Raw genomic sequence first — 23,641 nt, forward strand, 5'->3', positions numbered from 1 at the left:
TCTGGGATGCATTATGGTTTGTGCTGTTTTTCCGCCATTGCGTTGGCGATATCCCAACACAAACGGGCAGCTAATCGTGCAGTTTGACTATCGACGTCATAATTTGGGTTGTATTCGGCGATATCAGCCAGCATTAGCTTATTTTTGTAATGAAGAATTCGCTCTAAAAAGGGTGCAATAGTGTCGTAACTCACTCCCCGAGCTGCTGGTGCGCTGACTCCAGGTGCGGTTGCGGCAGGAAATACATCCAGATCAATGGTCAAATAGAGGTGGTCACAGTCGTCAATAAAATGCTGAAGCTGAGTTAAGTGATAACTGTGGTTTAAGTAGCAGAGCTGATTGTCCTCTACATACCAAACATTTAACGCATCTGCTTTTTCAAATAGCGCTTTAGTGTTGCTACTGCGGCTTACACCAATACAAGCGTAATGAAAGTCCCAATCGTTACGTTGACAAAAATGATGAATTTGGTTGAAGGGTGTACCAGAACTCGGTCTTATGTCGGCGAGGTTACTCTCGAATGCGCGCAAATCGAAATGCGCATCGAAATTGATAATGCCGATTTTAGGCTTCTTCTCTGGATGGTGCGCTTTAAAATATTCCGCTAAGCCGGAAAACGAGGCCCACGCAATCTCATGCCCACCACCCAGCACGATGACTGGCGTATGGGGCAGTGCGCTTGAAATGGTTGCTGCACATAGAGCTTGGCTCTCTTCCAGTAAGTCGTCTTCACACACCACAGTACCTAAGTCATATAGTGGGGCGTCTTGGTGCCATGCTAAATTAGCGAGTGCTCGTCGGATTAAGTCTGGCGCTTTTTTCGCGCCAATGCGTCCTTTGTTTCTCGCAACGCCAGCGTCGGTAGCAAAACCGAGTAATGAGACGCCATGCGCAACGGCACTCAACTCATCTGCTTTTTGGCGTTGAACAACGTGATGAATTCGCTGACCAAGCTTGCCGTCCTCGGCATCATGACGGCCTTGCCAATGAAATAGGGGAGAGTGTAGGTCGAATTGAGACATATTATTGGCCTCCGTGTGAAATGTATTCACCATTTACTATACGACCTACCAGACGTTTTGCTCCGACTTGATAGCTTAAATCCGCAGGGCTTTCGATATCCCATATAGAGAAGTCCGCATCAAACCCTACTTTGATTTCGCCACGTGAGTTTTGATAACCCAGAGCTTTGGCTGCATGTTGCGTTACACCACGCAGTGCTTCTTGCGGTGTAAGGCGAAATAGCGTGCACGCCATATTCAGCATGAGTGTGAGATCAGAAAATGGTGATGTACCTGGGTTGACGTCCGTAGCAATTGCCATCGGCACGTTATGCTCTCTCAACAACTCAATCGGTGGTAACTGAGTTTCTCTTAGAAAATAAAAAGCGCCAGGCAATAGAGTGGCGACGGTGTTTGATCGAGCAAGTGCTTTAACACCTTGCTCATCTAAAAACTCGATGTGATCCGCTGACAGACCGTTGTATTGCGCAGTGAGGGCTGTACCACCGAGATTAGAAAGTTGCTCAGTATGCCCTTTAACCTTTAAGCCGTGGCGTTTTGCAGCTACAAACACTTTTTCTGTTTGTTCAAGATTGAAACCAATCGATTCACAAAAAACATCGACACTCGTAGCTAATTCTTCCTTTGCGACAACAGGGATTATGTCCTGACAAATGTGCTCAATATAATCATCTGCACGACCTTGGAACTCTGGCGGAATGGCGTGAGCGGCGAGAAGTGTAGTGGTGATTTTAACTTTGCGCTCTTGTTCAAGCATTTTGGCTGCACGGAGCATTTTTACTTCATCATTCAGTGTCAATCCGTAGCCTGATTTCACTTCGACAGAAGTGACGCCGCTCGCGAGTAGCCCGTCTAAACGTGGCAACGCTAACTCAACTAATTGCGCTTCGGTTGCTGAACGCGTCGCATGCACCGTTGAAAGTATCCCACCGCCTTGTTTGGAAATTTCTTGATATGGCACGCCGTTTAAGCGCATTTCAAATTCGTTGGCACGATTGCCCGCGTAAATAAGATGAGTGTGGCAGTCGATCAAACCTGGCAGAACTAACTTGCCTTGAAGGTCGATACTCTGAGCGTAATGTTGGGCAGACAGCAGAGACTCGGTTTGCGGTGCGTCTTCACCAATGGCACAAGTACTGATCGCAACGATTTTTCCAGATTTAATACCAATGCGCGCTGGAGGCGTTGGAAGGTATCCGCATTCTCCCGATTGCATGGTAACTAGACGTGCGTTTTCAATCAGCAAATCCATGTTTGTGTCCCTGTGTTTATTTGTATCATTAAATGTATATACAAATAAATAGAGCAAAATAAGAACACTGACAAGATTGATGTTGCTAAAATGTGATCAAAACGTAGATCTAGAGGATAAATCTTGTCCTTAAATGAGCACTTTTGAGCTCAGCTTATATTTGTTACCAGGGTGATAAAGTAGGGCGGTACTGACTAACTTATCTTGGCTCCACGTTCTGCGATTCAAGAGAAGGCAAGGTTCATTGGCTTGCATTTTTAAGTCTTGCTTAATACGGCTTTCAGGCACAATTGCCTCTACAGTATGTTCTATCGCGCTGAGTGGGCAATTATCTGACAGGTATTGATTTGGAGTGATTTGTGTGAAGTCTTGATTTAAATAACTCGGGGCATATTGGCTATTCACCCAGCGGAGCTCCAGTTGAATCGGCGTTTGGTCTTCATAGTGAATAATTTCACTGTAAAACACTGTCGTGCCTAGCATAACGCCGAGTTTTGTCGCAATGTTGTCATCTGCTTTTATGGCAATCTGTTTGAGCACTTTACTGCCATACTTTCGCCCTCTATCGCTGACTTCTTCGGCAATGTTTCGAATGTCTAGCAGGGGAGATTCTGACTTTTCACCAGGATCACACACGAACGTGCCTAAGCGTGGGCGACGTTGTAATCGGCCCTCATTTACTAAATCCCGAATTGCTTTGTTCACTGTCATTCTACTGACACCAAATTGCTCGGTAAGCTCAATCTCGGTGGCGATGCGATGACCAACTACCCACTCTCCAGCATCAATTTTATCCAGGATAAATTGTTTAATTTGAATGTAGAGTGGTGCAGACATAATGATCTCCCTTTATTTGACTATACAAATACTGCTTAATTTAGGTACAAATTGCAAACATTTCTCGACGAATGTACCGCTTAGTGACCGAGCAATCCTATTGCAGAGCTGAATGACTCTTGCTGCTGAGCATTATTTGGATTGATGATTGAATTCAAACATTTTCTTGTGGTCTATTGCTTGCACAGCAGAAAACAATTGTGTAAACAAACGATTATTAGAAGAAAAATCGCTAAAAAAGGAAAAGTATGTTTAAAAAATTGAAAGCATCACTGGGGATCGGCTCTGCAAAAGTAGATACCATTTTGGACGAAATGAGCGTGTTTCAAGGAGCGACGCTGAAAGGGCATGTTCATATCAAAGGCGGAGACGTCGAACAACAAATTGATGCTATTACGATTAAATTGAACACGGAAATGAAAGTCGAAGTGGATGATAGCGTAAGTTACCAAACCTTCACTATTGATCAATTGAAAGCAGTTGACCCTTTTGTGATTCGACCTAATGAAGAAAAGCAGGTTCCGTTTGAGCTAAAATTGCATGATGAAACGCCAATTACTGCGGTTAGCGCACTTAAGAATCAATGTCATGTTTGGGTCGAGACGACGTTAGATATTGATTTTGCAATTGATCCGCGTGACCGTGATTATATTGAAGTGAAACCACTACCAGTAGCATCTCGGGTTATTCAAGCGATCGAGCAAGCTGGTTTCACAATGGTTAAAGCCGATGTTGAAAAAGGCTTTTTGCGCGGTGGCTCGTTTGCCTCTCGCTCTGGTATTTATCAAGAGCTAGAGTTCCGTAACAACGGCTTTATCTCATCAAAAGAAATTGAGCTCTCTTTTATTCTGGAAGGGCAGGTCGTGCATTGTTTGGCAGAGATTGACCGTTCGCTCAGTTTGGCTGGTGACCAATATCGCTCGTTTACGTTGCCGATCAATGCAACCGATGCTCAAGTCGCAGCCGCAGTTGCACCAACGCTAAATCTATAGCTCTCATCAACTTGATGAAAATATGTACCGATATCCTATTGTGAAAGCGATATCGGTACTGTTATCCATGTTTCTTGCGTTCTCTACGGCTAAAAACTCAAGCGCTGAATTTTCCATTAGATATCGATAGCCTAATACCAGTTCATTAGAGGCATCAGCAAACTCTGTGGGCCCTTCTGTTGAGCCTTGATACCAATGATATTCCAACATCAGGTGATGGTTATCTTCTAAGGCATAACGGTACCCACCCGCAATGGCAATCGTATTATGTCGATAGGGCAGATCGAGCAAGGCACGGTCATCCGAGCGAAAAGTCATGCCAATCATCGAATAAAATGCATGAGCATCACTTAAGTAGCTGTAGTTTAATTGGAAGCCTTGCTCGAAACTGCTACCTTGAAAAGTGCCGTGAGCCACATCGTTAAAATACAAACTGCCGCCAATCGATAGGCCGTGATGTTCATTTTGGAACACTTGATACTGTAAGTAAGTAGATAGGTTATTGGCCAGTGTTTGTCCTTCGAAATCATCTTCAAGCACATCATATTGCGGCATTGAAATGTAAAAACGATCTCTGTCTACTTTATCCCGCCCATTTTGTCCGATACCGAAAAGTTTATGGAAGCTTTTCGTCAGTCCATCTAAATGGTTGTCAGCGGCAAAGACCCATCGATAGTTGAGCTCCCACTGCCAACGGTTGCTGACTTGCCATTTGCTGCCTAATTCGATTTGATTGTGGTAATAGTCCAGTGCGTATTCATCAGTATGAGCCCAAACACTTGCCACGGTTCCCGAACCATAAGCTTCGACAAACCCAGAGGGCAGACTGTGTCCTGAACGTAGTATGTTGGTGTGACTAACCACTTGCATTGGGGATTGTGCGTAAGAACGCAGCGGGCCATATAAGTCACTTGATGCGAAGGCTTGCAAAGAACATATCGAGGTGCTTAGAAGCACCATAAAGCGCGATTTGAAATAGACCATGATGAATACCTACATACAAACTACTCTATAAAACAACTATATACCTAAATCGCACGTTGAGCTCTCGCCCAGCGTGTTAGGCTTTGTATCGGTTCACACGTAATAGGGGATATTGTAATTTGTTGTGTAAGTTCATCGAGGGGCAATTCCATTCATCAGCTATGCGGTCTCTTAAAAAAGCATGATCAGATTGTCGTGACGGGTCTGCGGTTAAGTTCTTATGACAAAACAAAATCGCGCTTTGCATTCTAAATGTGAGCTAGGTACAATCCCATTTTCGATAACGGTCCGGTATTCGTGTTACCGAGAGGCCTTTATTGACTCTCAACTATTTTCTACAAATAGCTTCTAATTTGAATAACATGTGTTGCTTGGTGTGCAACACCACTGTAAAGGACATAGCATGCCTATTATTACTCTTCCTGACGGCAGTCAGCGTCAATTTGACAACCCAGTTTCTACTATGGAAGTTGCGCAATCGATCGGTCCTGGTCTTGCAAAAGCAACTATCGCTGGTCGTGTAAACGGTAACCGCGTTGATGCGTGTGATCTAATTGAAGAAGACGCAAGCCTTGAAATCATCACAGTTAAAGATGAAGTAGACGGTCTAGAAATCGTTCGTCACTCTTGTGCTCACCTTCTTGGTCACGCTCTTAAGCAGCTTTACCCTCAAGCTAAAATGGCGATCGGTCCAACCATCGACAATGGCTTCTACTACGATATCGACCTAGACGAATCTCTAACGCAAGAAGATCTTGAAAAGATTGAAAAGCGTATGAAAGAGCTAGCGAAAACCAAGTACGAAGTGGTTAAGAAAAAAGTAAGCTGGCAGGAAGCGCGTGATACGTTTGAATCACGTGGCGAACCATACAAAGTTGAAATCCTAGACGAAAACGTATCTCGTGATGATCGTCCAGGCCTTTACCACCATGAAGAATACATCGACATGTGTCGTGGTCCTCACGTTCCTAATATGAGCTTCTGTCAACACTTCACTTTGCTGAATGTTGCAGGTGCTTACTGGCGTGGTAACAGCGACAACAAAATGCTTCAACGTATCTACGGTACGGCTTTCCACGACAAGAAAGCACTGAAAGCGCACCTAACTCGCCTAGAAGAAGCGGCGAAGCGTGATCACCGTAAGATTGGTAAGCAACTAGACCTATTCCACATGCAGCAAGAAGCACCGGGTATGGTGTTCTGGCATCACAATGGTTGGTCTATCTTCCGTGATCTAGAAGTATTCATCCGCGCTAAGCTAGATGAGTACGGTTACCAAGAAGTGAAAGGTCCACTTATGATGGACCGTGTTCTTTGGGAACGCTCTGGGCACTGGGACAAATACGCTGATGCAATGTTCACAACTTCTTCTGAGAACCGTGAATACGCGATTAAGCCAATGAACTGTCCAGGTCACGTACAGATCTTCAACCAAGGTCTAAAATCGTACCGCGACCTACCGCTACGTATGGCTGAGTTTGGCTCATGTCACCGTAACGAACCATCTGGTGCACTACACGGTATTATGCGTGTACGTGGCTTTACTCAGGATGACGCTCACATTTTCTGTACTGAGAGCCAAATTCAAGAAGAAGTAACAAACTGTATCAAGATGGTGTACGATACGTACCAAACATTTGGTTTCGACAACATCGTAGTGAAACTGTCTACTCGTCCAGAGAAACGTGTAGGTTCAGATGAAATCTGGGATCAATCTGAAGAAGCATTGAAGCAGTCTCTTGAATCGATGGATATCCCATACGAAATTCAAGAAGGCGAGGGTGCGTTCTACGGTCCTAAGATTGAATTCACACTATACGATTGTCTAGACCGTGCGTGGCAGTGTGGTACTGTCCAGCTAGACTTCAACCTACCAGGTCGCTTAGGTGCAACTTATGTAGGTGAAAACAATGAACGTCTTGTACCGGTAATGATTCACCGTGCGATTCTAGGTTCACTAGAGCGCTTCATCGGTATCCTTATCGAAGAATATGCTGGTTTCTTCCCAACTTGGTTGGCGCCAGAACAAGCAGTTCTTATGAACATTACTGATAAACAGTCAGGTTATGTTCAAGAAATAGTACAAAAACTACAAAAAAGTGGAATTAGAGCTAAAGCGGACTTGAGAAATGAGAAGATTGGCTTTAAAATCCGCGAACATACTTTGAAGCGTGTACCGTATATGCTTGTTGTTGGTGACCAAGAAATGGAAGCTGGCGAAATTGCAGTGCGTACTCGTAAAGGTAAAGATCTTGGTAAATTTAAAGTGGATGATTTTATTGCATACATCCAAGACGAGATCTCTAGCCGTAAGCTCAATCTGGAGGAATAAGCTATTAAAGGCGGAAGACGTGGCCAACAGCCGGTAAAACAAAACCCGCACCGTATCAACGGTGAAATTCGTGGTATTCGTGAAGTTCGACTAACAGGCGCTGACGGTGAATCAGTTGGTGTTGTATCGATTCAAGAAGCCATTGCAGCTGCTGAAGAAGCTGGTATGGATCTCGTTGAGATCAGTCCTAACGCCGAGCCACCTGTTTGTCGTGTGATGGACTATGGTAAGTTCCTCTTCGAGAAGAGCAAAACTGCTAAAGAGCAGAAGAAGAAGCAAAAGCAGGTCCAGATCAAGGAAGTAAAATTCCGTCCTGGAACTGATATTGGAGACTATCAGGTAAAACTACGCAACCTGACGCGTTTCCTTGAAGAAGGCAACAAAGTGAAAGTAACAATTCGCTTCCGTGGCCGAGAGATGGCACACCAAGACATCGGTGTTGACGTTCTAAATCGTCTTAAGGAAGATACTGCAGAAATTGCTGTAGTTGAATCTTTCCCTAAGAAGATTGAAGGTCGCCAGATGATCATGGTGCTAGCCCCTAAAAAGAAGTAATTAACGGCTCATCAAGTAATTAAAACCTAGCCGCTTTCCTTTCGATAAAGGCATAACGGCTCGGTTTTGTTCGCCCTAATTACGTTGTTTATTAAACCTACTCAATGCGGAGTTATTCATCATGCCTAAGATGAAAACCAACAAAGGTGCTGCTAAGCGTTTTAAGAAAACTGCTGGTGGTATTAAGTACAAGCACGCTACAAAACGTCACATCCTGACTAAGCGTACTACTAAGAACAAGCGTCAACTACGTCCAAATGCAATCCTTCCAAAATGTGAAGTGGCTGCAGTAATCCGTATGTTGCCATACGCTTAATTCTTTTTAGTTATCAATCGTTTAGTTTAGGAGAAGCATAATGCCTCGCGTAAAACGTGGTGTACAAGCTCGTGCACGTCATAAGAAAGTTCTAAAACAAGCTAAAGGTTACTACGGTGCGCGTTCACGCGTTTACCGCGTAGCTTTCCAAGCAGTTACTAAAGCTGGTCAATACGCTTACCGTGACCGTCGCGCTAAGAAACGTCAATTCCGTCAACTATGGATTGCACGTATCAATGCGGCATCTCGTCAAAATGGTCTATCTTACAGCCGTTTCATCAACGGTCTTAAGAAAGCATCTATCGAGATCGACCGTAAGATCCTTGCGGACATCGCAGTATTCGACAAAGCTGCATTTGCAGTTCTAGTTGAAAAAGCGAAAGCTGCTCTTTAATTAGCAGTTTAGGATTAAGAGAAGGAGAGCATTAGCTCTCCTTTTTTATTGCTAAAATTTATACCCAAATGACTTTTAGCTTGGCTATTTAGAGTATTGTTTATCAGTCTTCTCAATTTATTGGTTAGCATCTTATGTTAGTTATAAGGTAGCTTGGGTATAAATTTTTACGTTTATAAGGGATTAAAAATGATCTACACAACGACCGAAAGCATTCCTGGCCAGCAGATCTCTGAAATCAGAGGGGTTGTAACTGGTAATGTTGTTCAATCAAAGCATATTGGCCGTGACCTCATGGCGGGTATCAAGAGCATTGTTGGCGGCGAAATTCGTGGTTACACGGAAATGATGACCGACGCGCGTGATATTGCTATACAGCGCATGGTGGCGGACGCTGAATCTAAAGGTGCCGATGCAATTGTAGGGATTCGATTTACCACAAGCTCAATCGTAGATGGTTCTTCGGAAATTTTGGCATTTGGTACTGCAGTGAAACTAGCGGACTAGTCTACTTGAATAGCATTGCAAAAATGCTAATAGAGAGCGGTGAATTATTATGCATTTACCGTTCTGTTCCTTTTAGGTTAATTATTCTAGATTTTTGCAGAGCGAATAGATTTATATTCTCAACTTTACGTTACTATTAAAATTAATCACGATAATTTAGAGTGATTGCTTTACTTTTATTTTGCATATTATTTTATATCTATAATGAAATTGAATTCATATTGAATTTTTCATTTGTTGTGTGAATTCTACTTTCAGTATATTAATTCATGTTTTTCTTATAAAAATATGAACTTATACCTTGCCAAGCGGTTCTAAATTGTTACAAATACTATACAGCTGTAACATTGCCAAAAGGAATTGTAGATGAGAGATCTGACTCCCGAATACTTGCTAGCCGCATTACGCCAAGCGATTAAAACAAAAGGGCTAACATATCGAGAGCTATCTGAGAAAATGGGTATGCCACTATCTACCTTTAAGAGACATCTTACAAGCACGAATCTCGCTTTAGATAAGTTGCTGGAATATTGTAGAGCGGTTGATTGCACGTTAGATGAACTACAAAAGCTCGCAAATCAATTGCAAGGTGAAGACGAGGATTACTTTAGTCGTACGCAGGATGAGGTATTCTTTCAATTCCCTCACCTTTACGACTTTTATCGTGAATTGAGAATGCTTCGAGGTAAAGACGGTTATTCTATTTTAAAGAAAAAGTATGACTTGTCTGAGCAGAGCATGTCTGATTACTTAAAAGCATTAGAGTTGTTGGATCTCGTTTACGTTGATGAAGATAAAAATATAACGCTGCACGGGCCTTTATATTATAGCTATGCAGAGAACTCCAAGCTCAACGACAAATATACAGAAATCATAAAAGAGCAGACGACTACCCACGATAAGTGTGTTCGCGTTGCTTTGGCGCGTATGAAAATTACCGAAGAACAGCTTTTGTTACTGGAAGATCAAGTCGCAAAGACCGTCATCGATTTTCATTCCAAAAATGTTGTAGCAGAGAACTTTAATGTCTCTGATTTTACTAATATTGTTCTACTTGCTGGGCCACATCAGCCAGTCACATTCTCTGACGGCATTATTGAGACAGAGGGGCGATTTATTGATGATATTCGTTATGCCATCGCAGCTGCAGGTGATAAGCCAAGCCTATCTATATAGATTTTGAGCCTTTTTTGAAGAGAGTTTCTGAAAGGGCGTTGCAAAAGAAAAAGCCTAAGACAGCAAATACTTTGTAAGTAGGGCATTCAGCGGTGTTTGCTCTTAATTCAGACTTAAAGTGTTTTGGGCTTATTTCGAATAATACCTGTTCAGCATCTACTTTCGTTATTTTTAACATGCTGATTTCCTTCGTTGTTCCTCCCAAAGCCTCTCTCGCTTCCTCTACAAAGAAACCATTCTCGTTGAACCAAGCATCCTGTAGCTACTTGGGTATGCATAATTGGTAGCTATTTATCTTCTAATTATAAATTCATACTTGAAATGTTTGTTTTTTGATCTATTATGACGAAGTGTCATTTATGACGGTTCGTCAACTTTAGTTGCGTTCCTGTATTAAAGAATCGTGTTACAATTATTGGGAGTGTGTTGGTATACGGATCAAAGGATTATGTTTAACTTTCGCTGTAAAAAATATAGCAAGCAAGACGGATGTCGTGTGTCTTCAGGGCTAACAAAAAAGCAACAGGCGATTGCTGATCGTGAGATAGAGCTTATTCAATTGGCTAAGTCTTTAGTTCAAGAGCAAGGCTTTGCCAACTTAACGATGGACAAGCTTACAGCGTCAAGCCCTTATTCTAAAGGGACGATCTACAATCATTTTTGCAGCAAAGAAGATGTGATTCTTGCGCTTTGTATTCATTCGCTGAAAAGCGAAGCAATATTTTTCGAACGTACCGCCAAATTTAATGGCAATACCAGAGAAAAAATCATTGCGATGCATGTAGGTTATCGTATTTACGCTCGTATGGAGCCAGTACTATCAACCTGTGCGATTGTTGCAAAGACGCCTTGGGTTCTAGAGAAGGCTTCGCCTAAACGTGTGAATGAACTGAATAACTTGGAAGAACAAGTAATAGATGGTGCTGATGCGCTAGTGAACAATGCGGTAGAATGTGGTGATCTTAAGTTTTCTCCCGCAATTGGTTCAGATGCTATTGTATTCGCCAACTGGTCTATTGCCTTCGGTTCAAACGCTTTGGCGCAAAATGCATCGAACAGTCGATGTATTCAGCGAATTCAAGACCCATTCTCAGTACTGCACAACGCGAATATGTTACTTGATGGTTTAGGTTGGTCGCCTTTATCTACAGAATGGGACTACCGTAAAACCTGGCGTCGAGTGGAGCAGGAGTTATTTAGTGAAGAGCTTGCTTATTTAGAGTCAGTGAATCGCTGATAAACTGGAAAGGCCAATCTGACGTTATGGTTGGCTTTTTTATCGCACTATTGTGACGAATCGTCATTAAATCTCGAAGGTTGGCGTTCAGCCAATGATCACGAGAAGCATAGGAAGTTACTAAAAACTAACTTATGTAGCCAAATTCATTCGATCTAAAGTTTGCATGTCGAGTTTGTCTGGTTATTTACAGCATTTGCTGTTTTTTTAGTTTTTAAATTTGACGAAACGTCACAAAAGGAGAGTGTGATGCCACATCACAACGTTCAACAATACGCCCGTTCAGGGTGGGGTAAGCTACCAACGAATTACAGTGTATTGGTGATGCTTGCTACCGTTTTATTGATTGTCATAGCAACCATTGGAGGAAAAAATCTTTACTTTAGAGGAGATTACGACATCTTCTTTGATGGAACAAATGAGCAGTTACTTGCGTTTGATGAAATTCAAACCACCTTTGCAAAATCTGACAGTCTTGCTTTGGTTATAGCGCCAAAGAGCGGCACTGTTTTTACTCCTAGCACATTATCTCTTATTCAGCAGATCACTGACGAGGCGTGGCAAGTTCCATACTCGACCCGCGTTGATTCCCTCGCCAACTACCAGCATACCGAAGCGTTTGAAGATGATCTTCTTGTCGAAGATTTACTGTATAGCGAATATGAATTGACACCTCAACGAGTAGAGAAAGTCAAAAGTATTGCGTTGAGTGAGCCGGTTTTGAAAAGTTCACTGATTTCTGAAAAAGGAGATGTCACGGTCGTAAACATTACGGTCCAACTCCCTGAAATAGATAAAACTGCTGAAGTACAAGAGGTGGTTGCTTACATAAACGGAATGATTGAGCGTTATCAGCAAGTGTACCCAGACACGGAATTCCATAAGGCTGGTATTATTGCAATGAACTACGCGTTTATGACCGCAGCCCAAGATGATAGCGCAACATTAGTGCCTACTATGTTACTAGTGATATTGGTGTTTCTGACCATCATGTTGCGCTCATTGCTTAGCGTCATCGCGACACTCATCGTTATTATCGGCTCGGTTATGGTTACAATGGGCTTGTCAGGATGGGCTGGTATGTTCTTAAGCACGGCGACCGTTAATGTGCCTACCTTGGTGATGACGCTTGCCGTCGCAGACTGTGTACACATCATCGCGACAATGCGTCAGTCTATGCAAAACGGCTTTAGTAAAGCCCACTCTATTGAGCGAAGTATTGCGCTCAATTTCATGCCTATCTTGATTACCTCCATTACCACCGCGATCGGCTTTTTAATGATGAATATGTCGGATTCTCCAATCCTGAGAGATTTCGGCAACCTATCAGCCCTTGGCGTCATGGTTGCTTGTTTCCTTTCCATCACGTTACTTCCCTCCTTGCTTAATATCCTTCCGGTTACGGTGAAGTCGGATACTTCTGATGAAAGAAAGCACTTTATGGATCATTTAGGAGATTTCGTGGTGTCAAAGCGACATGCGTTATTGCCGTTGTCGGTGCTTGTTATTGTCGCGAGTGCGAGCTTGATTCCGCTGAACAAAGTCAATGATGAATCCGTCGAGTACTTTGGCCATAGCAATGAATTTCGCCGAGCGGCTGATTTTATGGAAGAGCGAATCAGTGGCATGGCGAACATCAGTATCGCGATAAAAACCAACGAATCGCAGGGCATTGCCGATCCTAATTTTCTCAATTCCGTGGGTAAATTTACTGACTGGCTAAGGTTGCAGTCAGAAACGGACCATGTTGCGACCTTGAGCGATGTTTATAAGCGCCTAAACAAGAACATGCATGGAGATGATCAGGCTTATTACTCGCTCCCTCAAGACAGAGAATTAGCGGCTCAATATCTGCTGCTTTATGAAATGTCACTACCGTATGGTTTAGATTTGAACAACCAAATCAATGTAGATAAGTCGTCGATCAAGATGGTTCTCACCGTGGAGAACTTGGGCAGCGTCGAGCTTGTTGATTTGGAAAATCGCATTTACCAATGGTTTAACGAAAACGCGCCTCAATATGATGTTGTTGCGTCTAGTCCTTCACTGATGTTTGCGCATATTGGTGAAACGAATATGGCCAGCATGCTGTCAACCTTGCCCATTACTCTTGTCTTAATCTCTGCATTACTGATCTTTGCCTTGCGTTCGTTCAAGCTTGGCTTAATTAGTCTTGTCCCGAATATTGCTCCTGCGCTTATTGGTTTTGGTATTTGGGCGCTGGTTTCTGGCGAGATTAACTTGGGATTGTCTGTCGTTGTGACATTAACGCTTGGTGTTGTTGTCGATGACGCCGTTCACTTTCTTTCTAAATATCAACACGCTCGTAAAGATGGCCACAGTGCGGAGCAAGCGGTTCGCTACGCCTTTCGTACCGTGGGGCGCGCACTCTGGATTACGACGGTCGTGCTTGTTGCTGGTTTCTCTGTTCTGGCGATGTCGAGCTTCCGTTTAAATGCCGATATGGGACAGCTGAGTGCCATTGTCATCTTTATTGCCCTTGTTGTGGATTTCATCTTCCTACCGACTCTACTGATGTTGTTTGACAAAGGCGTTTACGACGAGGTGGAGCGCCGAAATAAGCTTAAATCAACTGACTCTCAAACCAAGACTGTTACTCAGTCATAACGAATTAAAGGATTGAACATGAATTTAGTAAAAAATGCCTTAAAAGTATCAGTACTTTCTGTCTCGCTTATTATGAGTCATGCGGTGTTGGCGGATGAAGCCAAAGGACTAGAAATTGCCCAAGAGCGCAAAGCCCGTGATGAAGGGTGGGGGGATTCTGTTGCTACGATGCAAATGATTCTGCGAAACGCGCAAGGAGAAAGCAGCACACGTTTAATGCGCTTACAATCACTTGAAGTTGATGGCGATGGGGACAAAGGGCTCACGATATTTGATGAACCGAGAGATGTAAAAGGCACGGCGTTTCTCAACCATTCTCATACGGTGGGTGCAGATGACCAATGGCTTTACCTTCCTGCACTGAAACGTGTGAAACGTATTTCCTCGCGTAACAAATCAGGTCCTTTTATGGGCAGTGAATTCGCGTATGAGGATCTCAGTTCCTTTGAGATTGAAAAATACCGTTTCAACTACCTAAAAGATGACAGCATAAACGGGCAAGATGTTTTCGTCGTAGAGCAAATTCCGACCGATAAGAACTCAGGTTATACCAAGCAAACGGTGTGGTTAGATAAAGCGCATTATCGTCCACTTAAAGTTGAGTTTTACGACCGCAAAGGCTCTTTGTTAAAAACGCTTTCTTTTTCCGATTACAAGCAATATCTCAACCAATATTGGCGAGCGCACACTATGGCGATGACAAACCATCAAACAGGAAAAAGTACTGAGCTAACGACTAGCGAAATGCGTTTTAACACTGGATTACAAGAAAATGACTTTCATAAGAATGTGTTGAAGCGAGTGAGGTAGTGGAGGAAAAATGAAGCGATTAAATGTTGGGTTGTTGCTTAGTGCAGCAGCCTTTTTTTACTCGATGCCTCTGACTGCCGTCGAGCTCGCAGGACAAGTCAATATTGAGCATCGTCAGTTTTTTAAAACGGGCTCTCAGGGTCAGAGCAAAGCGCAAACGTCATTGGTTTTGCAGCCAGAATTTTACTGGGAGATGCAAAATGGTGATGCAAACTTTACTTTCACACCTTTCTATCGTCTGGATGGTCTAGACGATGAGCGAAGTCATGGCGACATACGAGAGGCACTTTATCTGACTTATTGGGATGATTATGAGCTTCGAGTTGGGATTAGTAAGGTCTTTTGGGGAGTGACTGAATCAGCCCATTTAGTTGATGTAGTAAACCAAACAGATGCCATTGAAGCCGTCGATGGTGAAGATAAACTCGGTCAGCCGATGTTACATTTTACCTCTTTCAAAGACTGGGGCACCGTCCACGCAATGTTGTTACCTTACTTTAGGGAACGAACGTTTGCGGGTACAGATGGCCGCTTGCGAACCGAACCCGTTGTCTCTGGTGATGCTATCTATGAATCAAGCAGAGAAGAGAAGCACGTAGATGTGGCTTTTCGATATTCGAAAATGCTTGGCGATTGGGACGTAGGCCTAAGCTATTTATATGGAACAAACCGGGATCCTTACTTTCGTTTTGAATACGGAGAATTAAAGCCTTACTACGCTCTGATGAGTCATGTCGGTCTGGATGTGCAAGGAATCGTTGGCGATTGGTTATGGAAACTGGAAAGTATTTATCGAGATAGTGCTGATAATCATGTCGGTCTTGTGACGGGTTTTGAGTATACCTTCGTCGGTGCATTTGACACGGTTTGGGATGTGGGGGTTATTGGTGAGTACCTCTATGACAGTCGTGGGAACAACGCACAAACTATCGGTCAAAATGATGTGTTTGCAGGTATTCGTTGGGCGCTCAATGATGAGGACGGAACGGAAGTATTGACGGGAATCACGAAGGATTTAGATAACGCTGATGTTTACAATGCTAAGTTAGAGGCGTCGAGCCGAATATCGAATCACGTTAAGTGGCAAATTGATCCTTGGTTGTTTAAAAATGAAACACCAAATGATTTGCTCTACTTCGCTAGAGATGACGATTTTATCGAGCTATCTATTCAATACTATTTCTAAAACAAAAGGGCACAACTAAACGGCAGATTAACTAAAGATGACATTTTTGACGTTTTTGTGCTCTTTTTATTCAATAACCTCTTCTTTTCGTAATTCAATTTGGCATTGGTGCCCGGTTTGGCTACTATGTACAGCTATCAAAAAAACCAATCACTCCCTTATGGACACTACCTACAGGTAGATGAGGAAACGATGCAACATCTAGAAGAGATCATTGCTAGCGCGAGCACTGCAATTGAAGCTGCCGAATCGCTAGTCGCACTTGATGAAGTGCGTGTTCAGTATCTGGGTAAAAAAGGTGAGCTAACTGCTCAACTTCAAAGCCTAGGCAAACTACCACCAGAAGAACGCCGTGAAGCTGGTCAAGAGATCAACAAAGCGAAAGGCGTCGTTCAGCAAGCTATCGCAGCTCGTAAAGATGCACTACAACGTGCTGAGCTTGAAGCGAAACTAGCAGCAGAAACAATCGACGTAACACTACCAGGTCGTCGTATTGAAAACGGTGGTTTACACCCAGTAACTCGTACTGTAGAGCGTATTGAGAAGTTCTTTGGCGAACTTGGTTTTAACACCGAGGCTGGCCCAGAGATCGAAGATGCATTCCACAACTTCGATGCGCTAAACATCGCAGCTGATCACCCAGCGCGTACTGACCACGATACTTTCTTCTTCAACCCAGACTTGATGCTTCGTACTCATACGTCAGGCGTACAGATCCGTACGATGGAAAATGGTAAACCACCATTCCGTTTCATCGCACCAGGCCGTGTATACCGTAACGACTACGACCAAACGCACACGCCAATGTTCCACCAAGTGGAAGGCATGCTGGTTGATGAGAACGTAAACTTTGCTCAGCTGAAAGGCATCCTGCACGATTTCCTATGTAACTTCTTCGAAGAAGAAGTAGAAGTACGTTTCCGTCCATCTTACTTCCCATTCACTGAGCCTTCAGCTGAAGTAGACGTGAAAGGCAAAAACGGTAAATGGTTAGAAGTACTAGGCTGCGGTATGGTTCACCCGAACGTGCTACGTAGCGTAGGTATCGATCCTGAAAAATACTCTGGTTTCGCATTCGGTATGGGTGTTGAGCGTCTAACAATGCTTCGTTACGGCGTGAACGATCTACGTGCGTTCTTCGAGAACGATCTTCGTTTCCTAAAACAGTTCAAGTAATCCAGAGGGTTCATCAACATGAAATTCAGCGAATCATGGCTTCGTGAGTGGGTAAACCCTGCGGTTACTACTGACGAGCTAACTCACCAAATTACAATGGCCGGTCTAGAGGTAGACGACGTTCTTCCTGTTGCTGGTTCTTTTACTGGCGTTAAAGTCGGTCACGTTGTTGAATGTGGTCAACACCCAGATGCAGACAAACTGCGCGTAACTAAAGTTGACGTGGGTGAAGAAGAGCTTCTAGACATTGTTTGTGGCGCACCTAACTGTCGCCAAGGTCTGAAAGTAGCAGTAGCAACAGTTGGTGCTGTTCTTCCAGGTGATTTCAAAATCAAAAAAGCGAAACTACGTGGCCAGCCATCTCACGGCATGCTTTGTTCATTCACTGAACTAGGTATCGACGTTGAGTCAGACGGTATCATGGAACTAGCAGAAGACGCAGTAGTCGGTACTGATTTCCGTGAATTCCTAGGTCTAGACGACGTAACAGTAGACGTAGACTTAACAGCAAACCGCGCTGACTGTTTCAGCATTCGTGGTCTAGCTCGTGAAGTTGGCGTACTAAACCGTGCTGACGTGACTGAGCCATCAGTAGAAGCAGTTGCCCCTTCAATCGACGATAAAGTGTCTATCGAAGTGAAAGCTCCTGCTGCGTGTCCTCGTTACCTAGGTCGTGTTATTAAGAACGTAAACGTTCAAGCTGAAACACCACTATGGATGCAAGAGAAACTGCGTCGTTGTGGTATTCGCTCTATCGACCCTGTAGTAGACATCACTAACTACGTTCTTCTAGAGCAAGGCCAACCAATGCACGCATTCGATCTAGCGAAGATCGAAGGTGGCATCGTAGTTCGTATGGCTGAGCAAGGTGAGAAGCTAACGCTTCTTGACGGCAACGAAGCAGAACTAAACGCAGATACACTAGTAGTTGCTGACCACAACAAAGCACTTGCAATCGCAGGTATCTTTGGTGGTGAAGAGTCTGGTGTAACAACTGAGACTAAAGACGTTCTACTAGAGTGTGCATTCTTTGCACCTGATCACATCCGTGGTCGCGCTCGTAGCTACGGTCTGCACACTGACTCTTCAATGCGTTTCGAGCGTGGTGTGGATTACGCACTGCAAGTGAGCGCAATGGAGCGTGCAACTCAGCTTCTTGTTGAAATCTGTGGCGGTGAAGTAGCACCTGTTGTTGCAGTAGAGTCTGAAGCAGACCTACCTAAGCCAAACAAAGTTGCTCTACGTCGCACTAAACTAGACAACCTACTAGGTCACCACATCGCTGATGCTGACGTAGTAGAAATCCTAGAGCGCCTAGGTCTGACTGTAGAAGCTTCAGAAGAAGGTTGGATGGCAGTAGCGCCAACATGGCGTTTCGATATCGCTATCGAGCAAGACCTGATTGAAGAAGTTGGCCGTATCTACGGTTATGACAACATTCCTAACCAACACCCAGCAGCAGCACTTAAGATGCACAACCACGTTGAAGCGGATCTTCCACTGAAACGCGTTCGTGATCTTCTTGTTGATCGTGGTTACCACGAAGCAATTACATACAGCTTCGTTGAGCCTGAGCAACAAAAGCTAGTTGTACCTGGTGTTGAGCCTCTAGTGCTTCCAAACCCAATTTCTGCAGACATGTCAGCAATGCGTCTTGGTCTTATCCAAGGTCTGCTGAACACGGTTGTTCACAACCAGAAGCGTCAACAGCCACGCGTTCGTCTATTCGAATACGGCCTACGTTTCATCCCATGTGAAACTGCAGAAAACGGCATGCGCCAAGAGCCTATGCTTGCAGGTGTTATTGCTGGTACTCGCGGTGAAGAACATTGGGATATCGAAACTAACACGGTTGATTTCTTCGACCTTAAGGGCGATCTAGAAGCGATTCTAGAGCTATCTGCGAACGAAAAAGCGTACTCTTTCGCTGCACTGTCACCTGAAAGCAAAAAAGCTAACCCAGCTCTTCACCCAGGTCAATCTGCGGCAATCATCGTAGACGGCAAAGAAGTAGGCGTGATCGGTACCGTTCACCCTGAGCTTGAGCGTAAGTTCGGTCTAAATGGTCGCACTATCGTATTCGAAATCGAATGGTCTGCAATCAACAGCAAAGTGATCCCAGAAGCGGTAGCACTTTCTAAATTCCCTTCAAACCGTCGTGATATCGCGGTAGTAGTGGATGAAGCTGTTGCATCTGGTGACATCGTTAACGCTTGTCTAGAGCAAGGTGGCGAGTTCCTTAAAGATGCGAAACTGTTCGACGTTTACGTAGGTAAAGGCGTTGAAGATGGTAAGAAGAGCCTAGCAATCGCTCTGACTCTACAGTCACTTGAGCGTACGCTTGAAGATGCAGATATCGCTGGTGCGGTTGACGCTATCGTTGCTCACGTTTCTGAGAAGTTTGGTGCGTCTCTGCGTGACTAATCTCGCGTAACGTATCTTCTTAAGAAATGAAAACCCTGCCAGTTTGGCAGGGTTTTTTATTTTTAGGATTACCTTATCGTTGTTCAAGTTCCTTACTGCTCGCACCACCCCTCATTATTTTAAAATACTAGACCAAACTAGGGATGGCCCTTACCCGAGATTAGGAACGTATTGTTTTTCAGCTAATACACGCTAACGATAGCTTATTGGCGGTTAGGCAGCGAGTGAGAGGGTATAGCTAAGCAGAAGAGGCAGCGTAAGAATGCTGAAAAAGTTGCCAAATAGTACCATTGATGCCACCTTCATGGGTTCTATATTCAGTCTTTCCGCAAATAGGTAATTCATGACGGCTGGTGGCAGCATTGTGAAGAGCACCATCATTTGCAATTGCATCGTTGGAAGGGGAATTAACCAATAAATAAGTGCAAAAGCGACAGCACCAGTTGCCAGTGACTGCACGGTACACAACACACCAATCTTTAAACCGTCCAACCGTAAATGACACATTTGTGCCCCCAGAGATAAAAGCATCACGGGTACGGCCGCTTGCCCAAGTAGAGCCGTGGCTTCGTATAAAGGCGCCCATGCACCCACATTTGACACGTTGAGAAACAGAGCCAACGACGCTGCTAAAAAGATTGGCATCTTGACTATTTGCTTAAAAGGGTTGCCATGACTAAGCAGCATTACGCCTAAGCTGATATGCAAGCATGCTGACACGACGAATAAAAGCACTGCTGACGACAGCGCAATTTCTCCAAACGTATAGGTAAACAAAGGAATAGCTAGATTTCCGCTATTCCGAAACATATGTGGTGGCGCCCAGGTTTTAAACGAGAGTGACGTCCATCGACATACCGGGAGCATGAGTAGTGCGGGAATTAAAACCGCGACAATTGCCGCCAAAAGAAGCGGCCCCTGATTTGAATCGAGCGGCATGCTAACGAGTGACGAAAATACCAGTGCTGGCGTAAATACCTCAATATTAATGCGGTTTATTGGGCGAAAGTCAGGCTTGATGTAACGACCGACCAAATAGCCAACTCCGACAAGAGCAAAAACAGGGAAAAGAATATTTATGATTTGATTAATCATGGTCGCCTAGAAGCAGTGTAAGAAGCTAATGAGGAAATACACGAACTTCCACATTATCAATCTTTGTATATGGCGTCATCGTTAAACAGCGAGAAGCGTGGGTTTAATCAAGCTTTCTAAGCACAGTTGCAAAGTACAGGTGGTCATACCTTTTAATCTAATTGTTACGTATCGAGTTACATACAAATCACTGAATTTACGACAAGTTCTATGTCAAGTGCCTGTTAAATAACCAATATCTGATATTTTTATTAAATAGTGTTTAATGTTGATATTTAAACTAATTTTAGTTTTATAGTCTGGATGTTTTTCCTGATAAAGATGAAACGAAAACAAAAATATCAAATTTCTGGCGTTTAACAATAATTTACGTAGTGCTATTCCTTTTGTTCGCCAAGAAAAAAGTTGGCGAAAATCATAAGCTTGTCATACACTTCCTGATGTAACCCCGATATGTTGTTGAATTGGTAGGGTAAAACTGCTCTGGCGCTACACTAACGTAGCATTGTTTAACATAGCTTTGAGGAAAGTTTTATGGCGCTCACAAAAGCCGAACTGGCAGAAAACCTGTTTGATAAATTAGGATTTAGTAAGCGGGACGCCAAGGAAACGGTGGAAGTGTTCTTTGAAGAGATTCGTAAGGCACTGGAAAGTGGCGAACAGGTAAAACTGTCAGGTTTTGGTAACTTTGATCTTCGTGACAAGAATGAACGACCTGGTCGTAACCCGAAAACTGGTGAAGATATTCCAATTACTGCTCGACGTGTAGTGACTTTTCGCCCGGGTCAGAAGTTAAAAGCTCGTGTAGAAAACCTGAAGAAAGTACAGTAAGCCGAATAAATGGATCACGCTAAGGCGTGGTCTTTTTTTGCGTAAAATTCGTGTGCATACAAATGAAAACCACCGCAATGCGGTGGTTTTTCTGTTTATGAGAGACGCTTAATGATATCGGTTACGCCGCTTCTAGATGCGTTGTTAAGTATGGTTGCCATGCTTGTTGGTACAAGTTCTTAGACTGTGTACGCATGTTGTGAATAGAGGCAAGCTTTATTTCGCTTAGCTCACGTTTTTCCAACATCGCTTGACGTTCTAGTTTCTGGATTTTTTCGTATAGGTCGTGTTCGGGACCGCTTTTTACATCTGCGATTGCTTTCAAGTGCAGTTGAACTTCGGCTACTAGGTTTGTTTTTGGTAAACGAACGAGCAAGTTCAAGTCTCTATATCCTGAAGGGCCAGGTTTTTTGAATCGATTTTTTACTTTCACAATCGTTGTTTCACGCTCTAACGTTTCATAAATGGAGACTAAACTCGCGACGTCTTCAGCTACAATCGTTGCACGTGCTAGGTCAGTAATACGTTCAACTTTCCCATCTAACTCTAAAGCTATCTTTTCTTCTGCTCGTTGTTTGGATTTCACGCCTGCGAAGTATGGCTGAGCGTCATTAAGAAGTGCGGTACTTTTACAGATAGTTTCAAGTTCAAATTGCGCTTGGTGAGCTTTGCTGTAAAGAATGTCGAAGTCAGAATATGGCTGAGTTGGTGTGGTGTCGATTGACTGAATGCCATATAAACCGCTAAGGCTGTGTTTAAAAAGTTTCGAACAAACTTCGTTTTGGCTGGTTGAACGATTTTGTTCGCCATTAGGCGCAGGGGTAATTGGAAGTGCGGCAAATGCCGGTGCACGGCTAAGTACCAAAAGCATCAATGCTGTAGTACGAAGAAATAAGCTCATTCACTCTCCTTAACTTGCTTGTACTTAGAAAATAGGGAACATAAAGGTCGCTAAGTTCGGCAAATCAGGTACTAACTTATAAATGGGGCCATTACGAAAGATTCCAAGGTTTCAGTTTTATCTTGAAGTAGAATCGTGCGTTAGATCACCATTTCTCTTTTCTTTATTCTGATTATCAGATAAAGGCGCGTCTCCTATGAGACCGATTACATCCTATCACCGCAGTATTAACCAAAGATGAACGGCATAGACAAATTGAAAAAAAACGTTAGTCTTACCTCTCAAAATGAAAACAGCCGACAAGTAGAAAGTAAAATGAGAGACCAAGAATTTTGGCATAACAAATGGGCCAGCAATCAGATCGGATTTCACTTGGAAGATGTAAACCCGCTATTACCAGTATATTGGAAACACACTAATCCAAAGCGTGAAGATAAAGTGTTAGTTCCTTTATGTGGAAAGTCAGAAGACTTGATTTGGCTAGCGATGAAGCATGATTCGGTTGAAGGCGTTGAGCTAAGCCATATTGCTGTGCGTGCCTTTTTTGCTGAACATTTTTACACGCCAACGGTAACGCCTCTTAATGGCATGCACGAGCTTTATCAATTTGATGAGCTCTCTATTTATACTGGGGACTTTTTCACTGCACCAGTATCTCAAGCCGATATCATTTATGATCGCGCCGCGTTGGTTGCTTTACCGCAAGATATGCGAGAGGAGTATGTAGAGCGTCTCAAGCAACTGCTGAACCCAGGCGGTCGTATTTTGCTTGTTACACTCAACTATCCTCAAGAAGAGATGGTGGGGCCTCCATTTAGCGTGCCGGTCGAAGAAATTGAGCAGTTATTTTCAGGTTACAAAGTTACTTGTTTGAACGTAGATGAAGCTGACGAGAATCATCCTAAAATTGCGAAAAAAGGCTTAAGTCGCTTCTCTGAAGAAGTGTACTTAATCCAGAGTGAATAGGCTCTCTTCGGTTTGGAACA

General features: G+C 43.6%; 22 protein-coding genes. 15 read left to right on the forward strand and 7 right to left on the reverse strand.

The window, feature by feature from the left end; all coding sequences use genetic code 11:
* Positions 1–11: 11 nt before the first annotated feature.
* From hutG to hutC, 3 genes are all read right to left on the reverse strand, one after another.
* Entirely contained in the window at positions 12–1,022 is a 1,011-nt protein-coding gene (gene hutG / locus R8O10_RS17295) for a formimidoylglutamase (RefSeq protein ID WP_213889998.1), read from the reverse strand.
* Position 1,023: 1 nt separating this feature from the next.
* On the reverse strand, positions 1,024–2,274 hold the full coding sequence (hutI, locus tag R8O10_RS17300) for an imidazolonepropionase (protein ID WP_086046655.1): 1,251 nt from the start codon (positions 2,272–2,274) through the stop codon (positions 1,024–1,026).
* Between the two features lie 129 nt (positions 2,275–2,403).
* The gene (hutC, locus tag R8O10_RS17305; protein WP_005385493.1) at positions 2,404–3,111 is read right to left on the reverse strand and encodes a histidine utilization repressor; all 708 of its coding nucleotides are present in this window, start codon (positions 3,109–3,111) and stop codon (positions 2,404–2,406) included.
* A gap of 248 nt (positions 3,112–3,359) precedes the next feature.
* Between hutC and R8O10_RS17310 the strand changes: the two genes are divergently transcribed.
* Complete coding sequence (locus tag R8O10_RS17310) at positions 3,360–4,103, forward strand: sporulation protein (protein WP_065274406.1); 744 nt, start codon at positions 3,360–3,362, stop codon at positions 4,101–4,103.
* 6 nt (positions 4,104–4,109) lie between these two features.
* Here R8O10_RS17310 and R8O10_RS17315 read toward each other — a convergent pair whose 3' ends face one another.
* Positions 4,110–5,087, reverse strand: a complete 978-nt coding sequence (locus tag R8O10_RS17315) for a DUF3187 family protein (RefSeq protein ID WP_054576442.1) — start codon at positions 5,085–5,087, stop codon at positions 4,110–4,112.
* A 403-nt stretch (positions 5,088–5,490) separates the two neighbouring features.
* On the opposite strand from R8O10_RS17315, the gene thrS reads away from it, so the two are divergent.
* From thrS to R8O10_RS17345, 6 genes are all read left to right on the forward strand, one after another.
* On the forward strand, positions 5,491–7,419 hold the full coding sequence (gene thrS / locus R8O10_RS17320; protein WP_005395892.1) for a threonine--tRNA ligase: 1,929 nt from the start codon (positions 5,491–5,493) through the stop codon (positions 7,417–7,419).
* 3 nt (positions 7,420–7,422) lie between these two features.
* Complete coding sequence (gene infC / locus R8O10_RS17325) at positions 7,423–7,974, forward strand: translation initiation factor IF-3 (RefSeq protein WP_080276913.1); 552 nt, start codon at positions 7,423–7,425, stop codon at positions 7,972–7,974.
* A 121-nt stretch (positions 7,975–8,095) separates the two neighbouring features.
* Positions 8,096–8,290 carry a 50S ribosomal protein L35 gene (gene rpmI, locus R8O10_RS17330; protein ID WP_005377932.1) on the forward strand — a complete coding sequence of 65 codons (195 nt, stop codon included), beginning with the start codon at positions 8,096–8,098 and terminating at the stop codon, positions 8,288–8,290.
* Between the two features lie 40 nt (positions 8,291–8,330).
* The gene (gene rplT / locus R8O10_RS17335) at positions 8,331–8,684 is read left to right on the forward strand and encodes a 50S ribosomal protein L20 (RefSeq protein WP_004727974.1); all 354 of its coding nucleotides are present in this window, start codon (positions 8,331–8,333) and stop codon (positions 8,682–8,684) included.
* Between the two features lie 189 nt (positions 8,685–8,873).
* Positions 8,874–9,191 (forward strand): heavy metal-binding domain-containing protein, encoded by a 318-nt coding sequence (locus R8O10_RS17340; protein ID WP_033905144.1) that lies wholly within the window; start codon positions 8,874–8,876, stop codon positions 9,189–9,191.
* A 366-nt stretch (positions 9,192–9,557) separates the two neighbouring features.
* Complete coding sequence (locus tag R8O10_RS17345; RefSeq protein WP_005385480.1) at positions 9,558–10,367, forward strand: helix-turn-helix domain-containing protein; 810 nt, start codon at positions 9,558–9,560, stop codon at positions 10,365–10,367.
* On the opposite strand, the gene R8O10_RS17350 is transcribed toward R8O10_RS17345, so the two are convergent.
* Positions 10,360–10,545, reverse strand: coding sequence for a hypothetical protein (locus R8O10_RS17350; RefSeq protein ID WP_005377915.1), 186 nt, complete (start codon positions 10,543–10,545; stop codon positions 10,360–10,362). The two genes, R8O10_RS17345 and R8O10_RS17350, sit on opposite strands and share 8 nt — an antisense overlap.
* A gap of 270 nt (positions 10,546–10,815) precedes the next feature.
* On the opposite strand from R8O10_RS17350, the gene R8O10_RS17355 reads away from it, so the two are divergent.
* The 6 genes from R8O10_RS17355 to pheT all read left to right on the forward strand — a co-directional run bounded on the left by R8O10_RS17355 (position 10,816) and on the right by pheT (position 19,828).
* Complete coding sequence (locus R8O10_RS17355) at positions 10,816–11,604, forward strand: TetR/AcrR family transcriptional regulator (protein ID WP_005377913.1); 789 nt, start codon at positions 10,816–10,818, stop codon at positions 11,602–11,604.
* A 249-nt stretch (positions 11,605–11,853) separates the two neighbouring features.
* Positions 11,854–14,232 (forward strand): efflux RND transporter permease subunit, encoded by a 2,379-nt coding sequence (locus R8O10_RS17360; protein ID WP_054574058.1) that lies wholly within the window; start codon positions 11,854–11,856, stop codon positions 14,230–14,232.
* 18 nt (positions 14,233–14,250) lie between these two features.
* Positions 14,251–15,042 (forward strand): outer membrane lipoprotein-sorting protein, encoded by a 792-nt coding sequence (locus tag R8O10_RS17365; protein WP_005377908.1) that lies wholly within the window; start codon positions 14,251–14,253, stop codon positions 15,040–15,042.
* 10 nt (positions 15,043–15,052) lie between these two features.
* On the forward strand, positions 15,053–16,228 hold the full coding sequence (locus R8O10_RS17370; RefSeq protein ID WP_412035167.1) for a hypothetical protein: 1,176 nt from the start codon (positions 15,053–15,055) through the stop codon (positions 16,226–16,228).
* Between the two features lie 192 nt (positions 16,229–16,420).
* Entirely contained in the window at positions 16,421–17,404 is a 984-nt protein-coding gene (gene pheS, locus R8O10_RS17375; protein ID WP_005385470.1) for a phenylalanine--tRNA ligase subunit alpha, read from the forward strand.
* Positions 17,405–17,422: 18 nt separating this feature from the next.
* Positions 17,423–19,828: a phenylalanine--tRNA ligase subunit beta gene (gene pheT, locus R8O10_RS17380; RefSeq protein ID WP_238952282.1), complete on the forward strand. Its 2,406-nt coding sequence runs from the start codon at positions 17,423–17,425 to the stop codon at positions 19,826–19,828.
* 213 nt (positions 19,829–20,041) lie between these two features.
* Here the strand turns inward: pheT and R8O10_RS17385 are convergent, their stop codons facing one another.
* Positions 20,042–20,923 carry an AEC family transporter gene (locus R8O10_RS17385; protein ID WP_213886315.1) on the reverse strand — a complete coding sequence of 294 codons (882 nt, stop codon included), beginning with the start codon at positions 20,921–20,923 and terminating at the stop codon, positions 20,042–20,044.
* A 534-nt stretch (positions 20,924–21,457) separates the two neighbouring features.
* Between R8O10_RS17385 and ihfA the strand changes: the two genes are divergently transcribed.
* The gene (ihfA, locus tag R8O10_RS17390; protein WP_005377899.1) at positions 21,458–21,754 is read left to right on the forward strand and encodes an integration host factor subunit alpha; all 297 of its coding nucleotides are present in this window, start codon (positions 21,458–21,460) and stop codon (positions 21,752–21,754) included.
* 121 nt (positions 21,755–21,875) lie between these two features.
* On the opposite strand, the gene R8O10_RS17395 is transcribed toward ihfA, so the two are convergent.
* On the reverse strand, positions 21,876–22,655 hold the full coding sequence (locus R8O10_RS17395; protein WP_318191574.1) for a phosphoribosylglycinamide formyltransferase: 780 nt from the start codon (positions 22,653–22,655) through the stop codon (positions 21,876–21,878).
* A gap of 315 nt (positions 22,656–22,970) precedes the next feature.
* Between R8O10_RS17395 and R8O10_RS17400 the strand changes: the two genes are divergently transcribed.
* On the forward strand, positions 22,971–23,621 hold the full coding sequence (locus R8O10_RS17400) for a thiopurine S-methyltransferase (RefSeq protein ID WP_149191885.1): 651 nt from the start codon (positions 22,971–22,973) through the stop codon (positions 23,619–23,621).
* The last annotated feature ends 20 nt before the right edge of the window (positions 23,622–23,641 follow it).

The organism is Vibrio sp. 1727, assembly GCF_033344415.1.
Taxonomy (GTDB): Bacteria; Pseudomonadota; Gammaproteobacteria; order Enterobacterales; family Vibrionaceae; genus Vibrio; species Vibrio alginolyticus.

Coding starts and splice junctions, on each gene's coding strand:
- pheS (WP_005385470.1), top strand. CDS start 16,421: ATGCAACATCTAGAAGAGATCATTGCTAGCGCGAGCACTGCAATTGAA.
- pheT (WP_238952282.1), top strand. CDS start 17,423: ATGAAATTCAGCGAATCATGGCTTCGTGAGTGGGTAAACCCTGCGGTT.
- R8O10_RS17340 (WP_033905144.1), top strand. CDS start 8,874: ATGATCTACACAACGACCGAAAGCATTCCTGGCCAGCAGATCTCTGAA.
- thrS (WP_005395892.1), top strand. CDS start 5,491: ATGCCTATTATTACTCTTCCTGACGGCAGTCAGCGTCAATTTGACAAC.
- R8O10_RS17385 (WP_213886315.1), bottom strand. CDS start 20,923: ATGATTAATCAAATCATAAATATTCTTTTCCCTGTTTTTGCTCTTGTC.
- rplT (WP_004727974.1), top strand. CDS start 8,331: ATGCCTCGCGTAAAACGTGGTGTACAAGCTCGTGCACGTCATAAGAAA.
- hutG (WP_213889998.1), bottom strand. CDS start 1,022: ATGTCTCAATTCGACCTACACTCTCCCCTATTTCATTGGCAAGGCCGT.
- R8O10_RS17310 (WP_065274406.1), top strand. CDS start 3,360: ATGTTTAAAAAATTGAAAGCATCACTGGGGATCGGCTCTGCAAAAGTA.
- R8O10_RS17395 (WP_318191574.1), bottom strand. CDS start 22,655: ATGAGCTTATTTCTTCGTACTACAGCATTGATGCTTTTGGTACTTAGC.
- R8O10_RS17370 (WP_412035167.1), top strand. CDS start 15,053: ATGAAGCGATTAAATGTTGGGTTGTTGCTTAGTGCAGCAGCCTTTTTT.
- R8O10_RS17360 (WP_054574058.1), top strand. CDS start 11,854: ATGCCACATCACAACGTTCAACAATACGCCCGTTCAGGGTGGGGTAAG.
- rpmI (WP_005377932.1), top strand. CDS start 8,096: ATGCCTAAGATGAAAACCAACAAAGGTGCTGCTAAGCGTTTTAAGAAA.
- hutC (WP_005385493.1), bottom strand. CDS start 3,111: ATGTCTGCACCACTCTACATTCAAATTAAACAATTTATCCTGGATAAA.
- ihfA (WP_005377899.1), top strand. CDS start 21,458: ATGGCGCTCACAAAAGCCGAACTGGCAGAAAACCTGTTTGATAAATTA.
- R8O10_RS17365 (WP_005377908.1), top strand. CDS start 14,251: ATGAATTTAGTAAAAAATGCCTTAAAAGTATCAGTACTTTCTGTCTCG.
- R8O10_RS17315 (WP_054576442.1), bottom strand. CDS start 5,087: ATGGTCTATTTCAAATCGCGCTTTATGGTGCTTCTAAGCACCTCGATA.
- R8O10_RS17345 (WP_005385480.1), top strand. CDS start 9,558: ATGAGAGATCTGACTCCCGAATACTTGCTAGCCGCATTACGCCAAGCG.
- hutI (WP_086046655.1), bottom strand. CDS start 2,274: ATGGATTTGCTGATTGAAAACGCACGTCTAGTTACCATGCAATCGGGA.
- R8O10_RS17355 (WP_005377913.1), top strand. CDS start 10,816: ATGTTTAACTTTCGCTGTAAAAAATATAGCAAGCAAGACGGATGTCGT.
- R8O10_RS17400 (WP_149191885.1), top strand. CDS start 22,971: ATGAGAGACCAAGAATTTTGGCATAACAAATGGGCCAGCAATCAGATC.
- R8O10_RS17350 (WP_005377915.1), bottom strand. CDS start 10,545: ATGTTAAAAATAACGAAAGTAGATGCTGAACAGGTATTATTCGAAATA.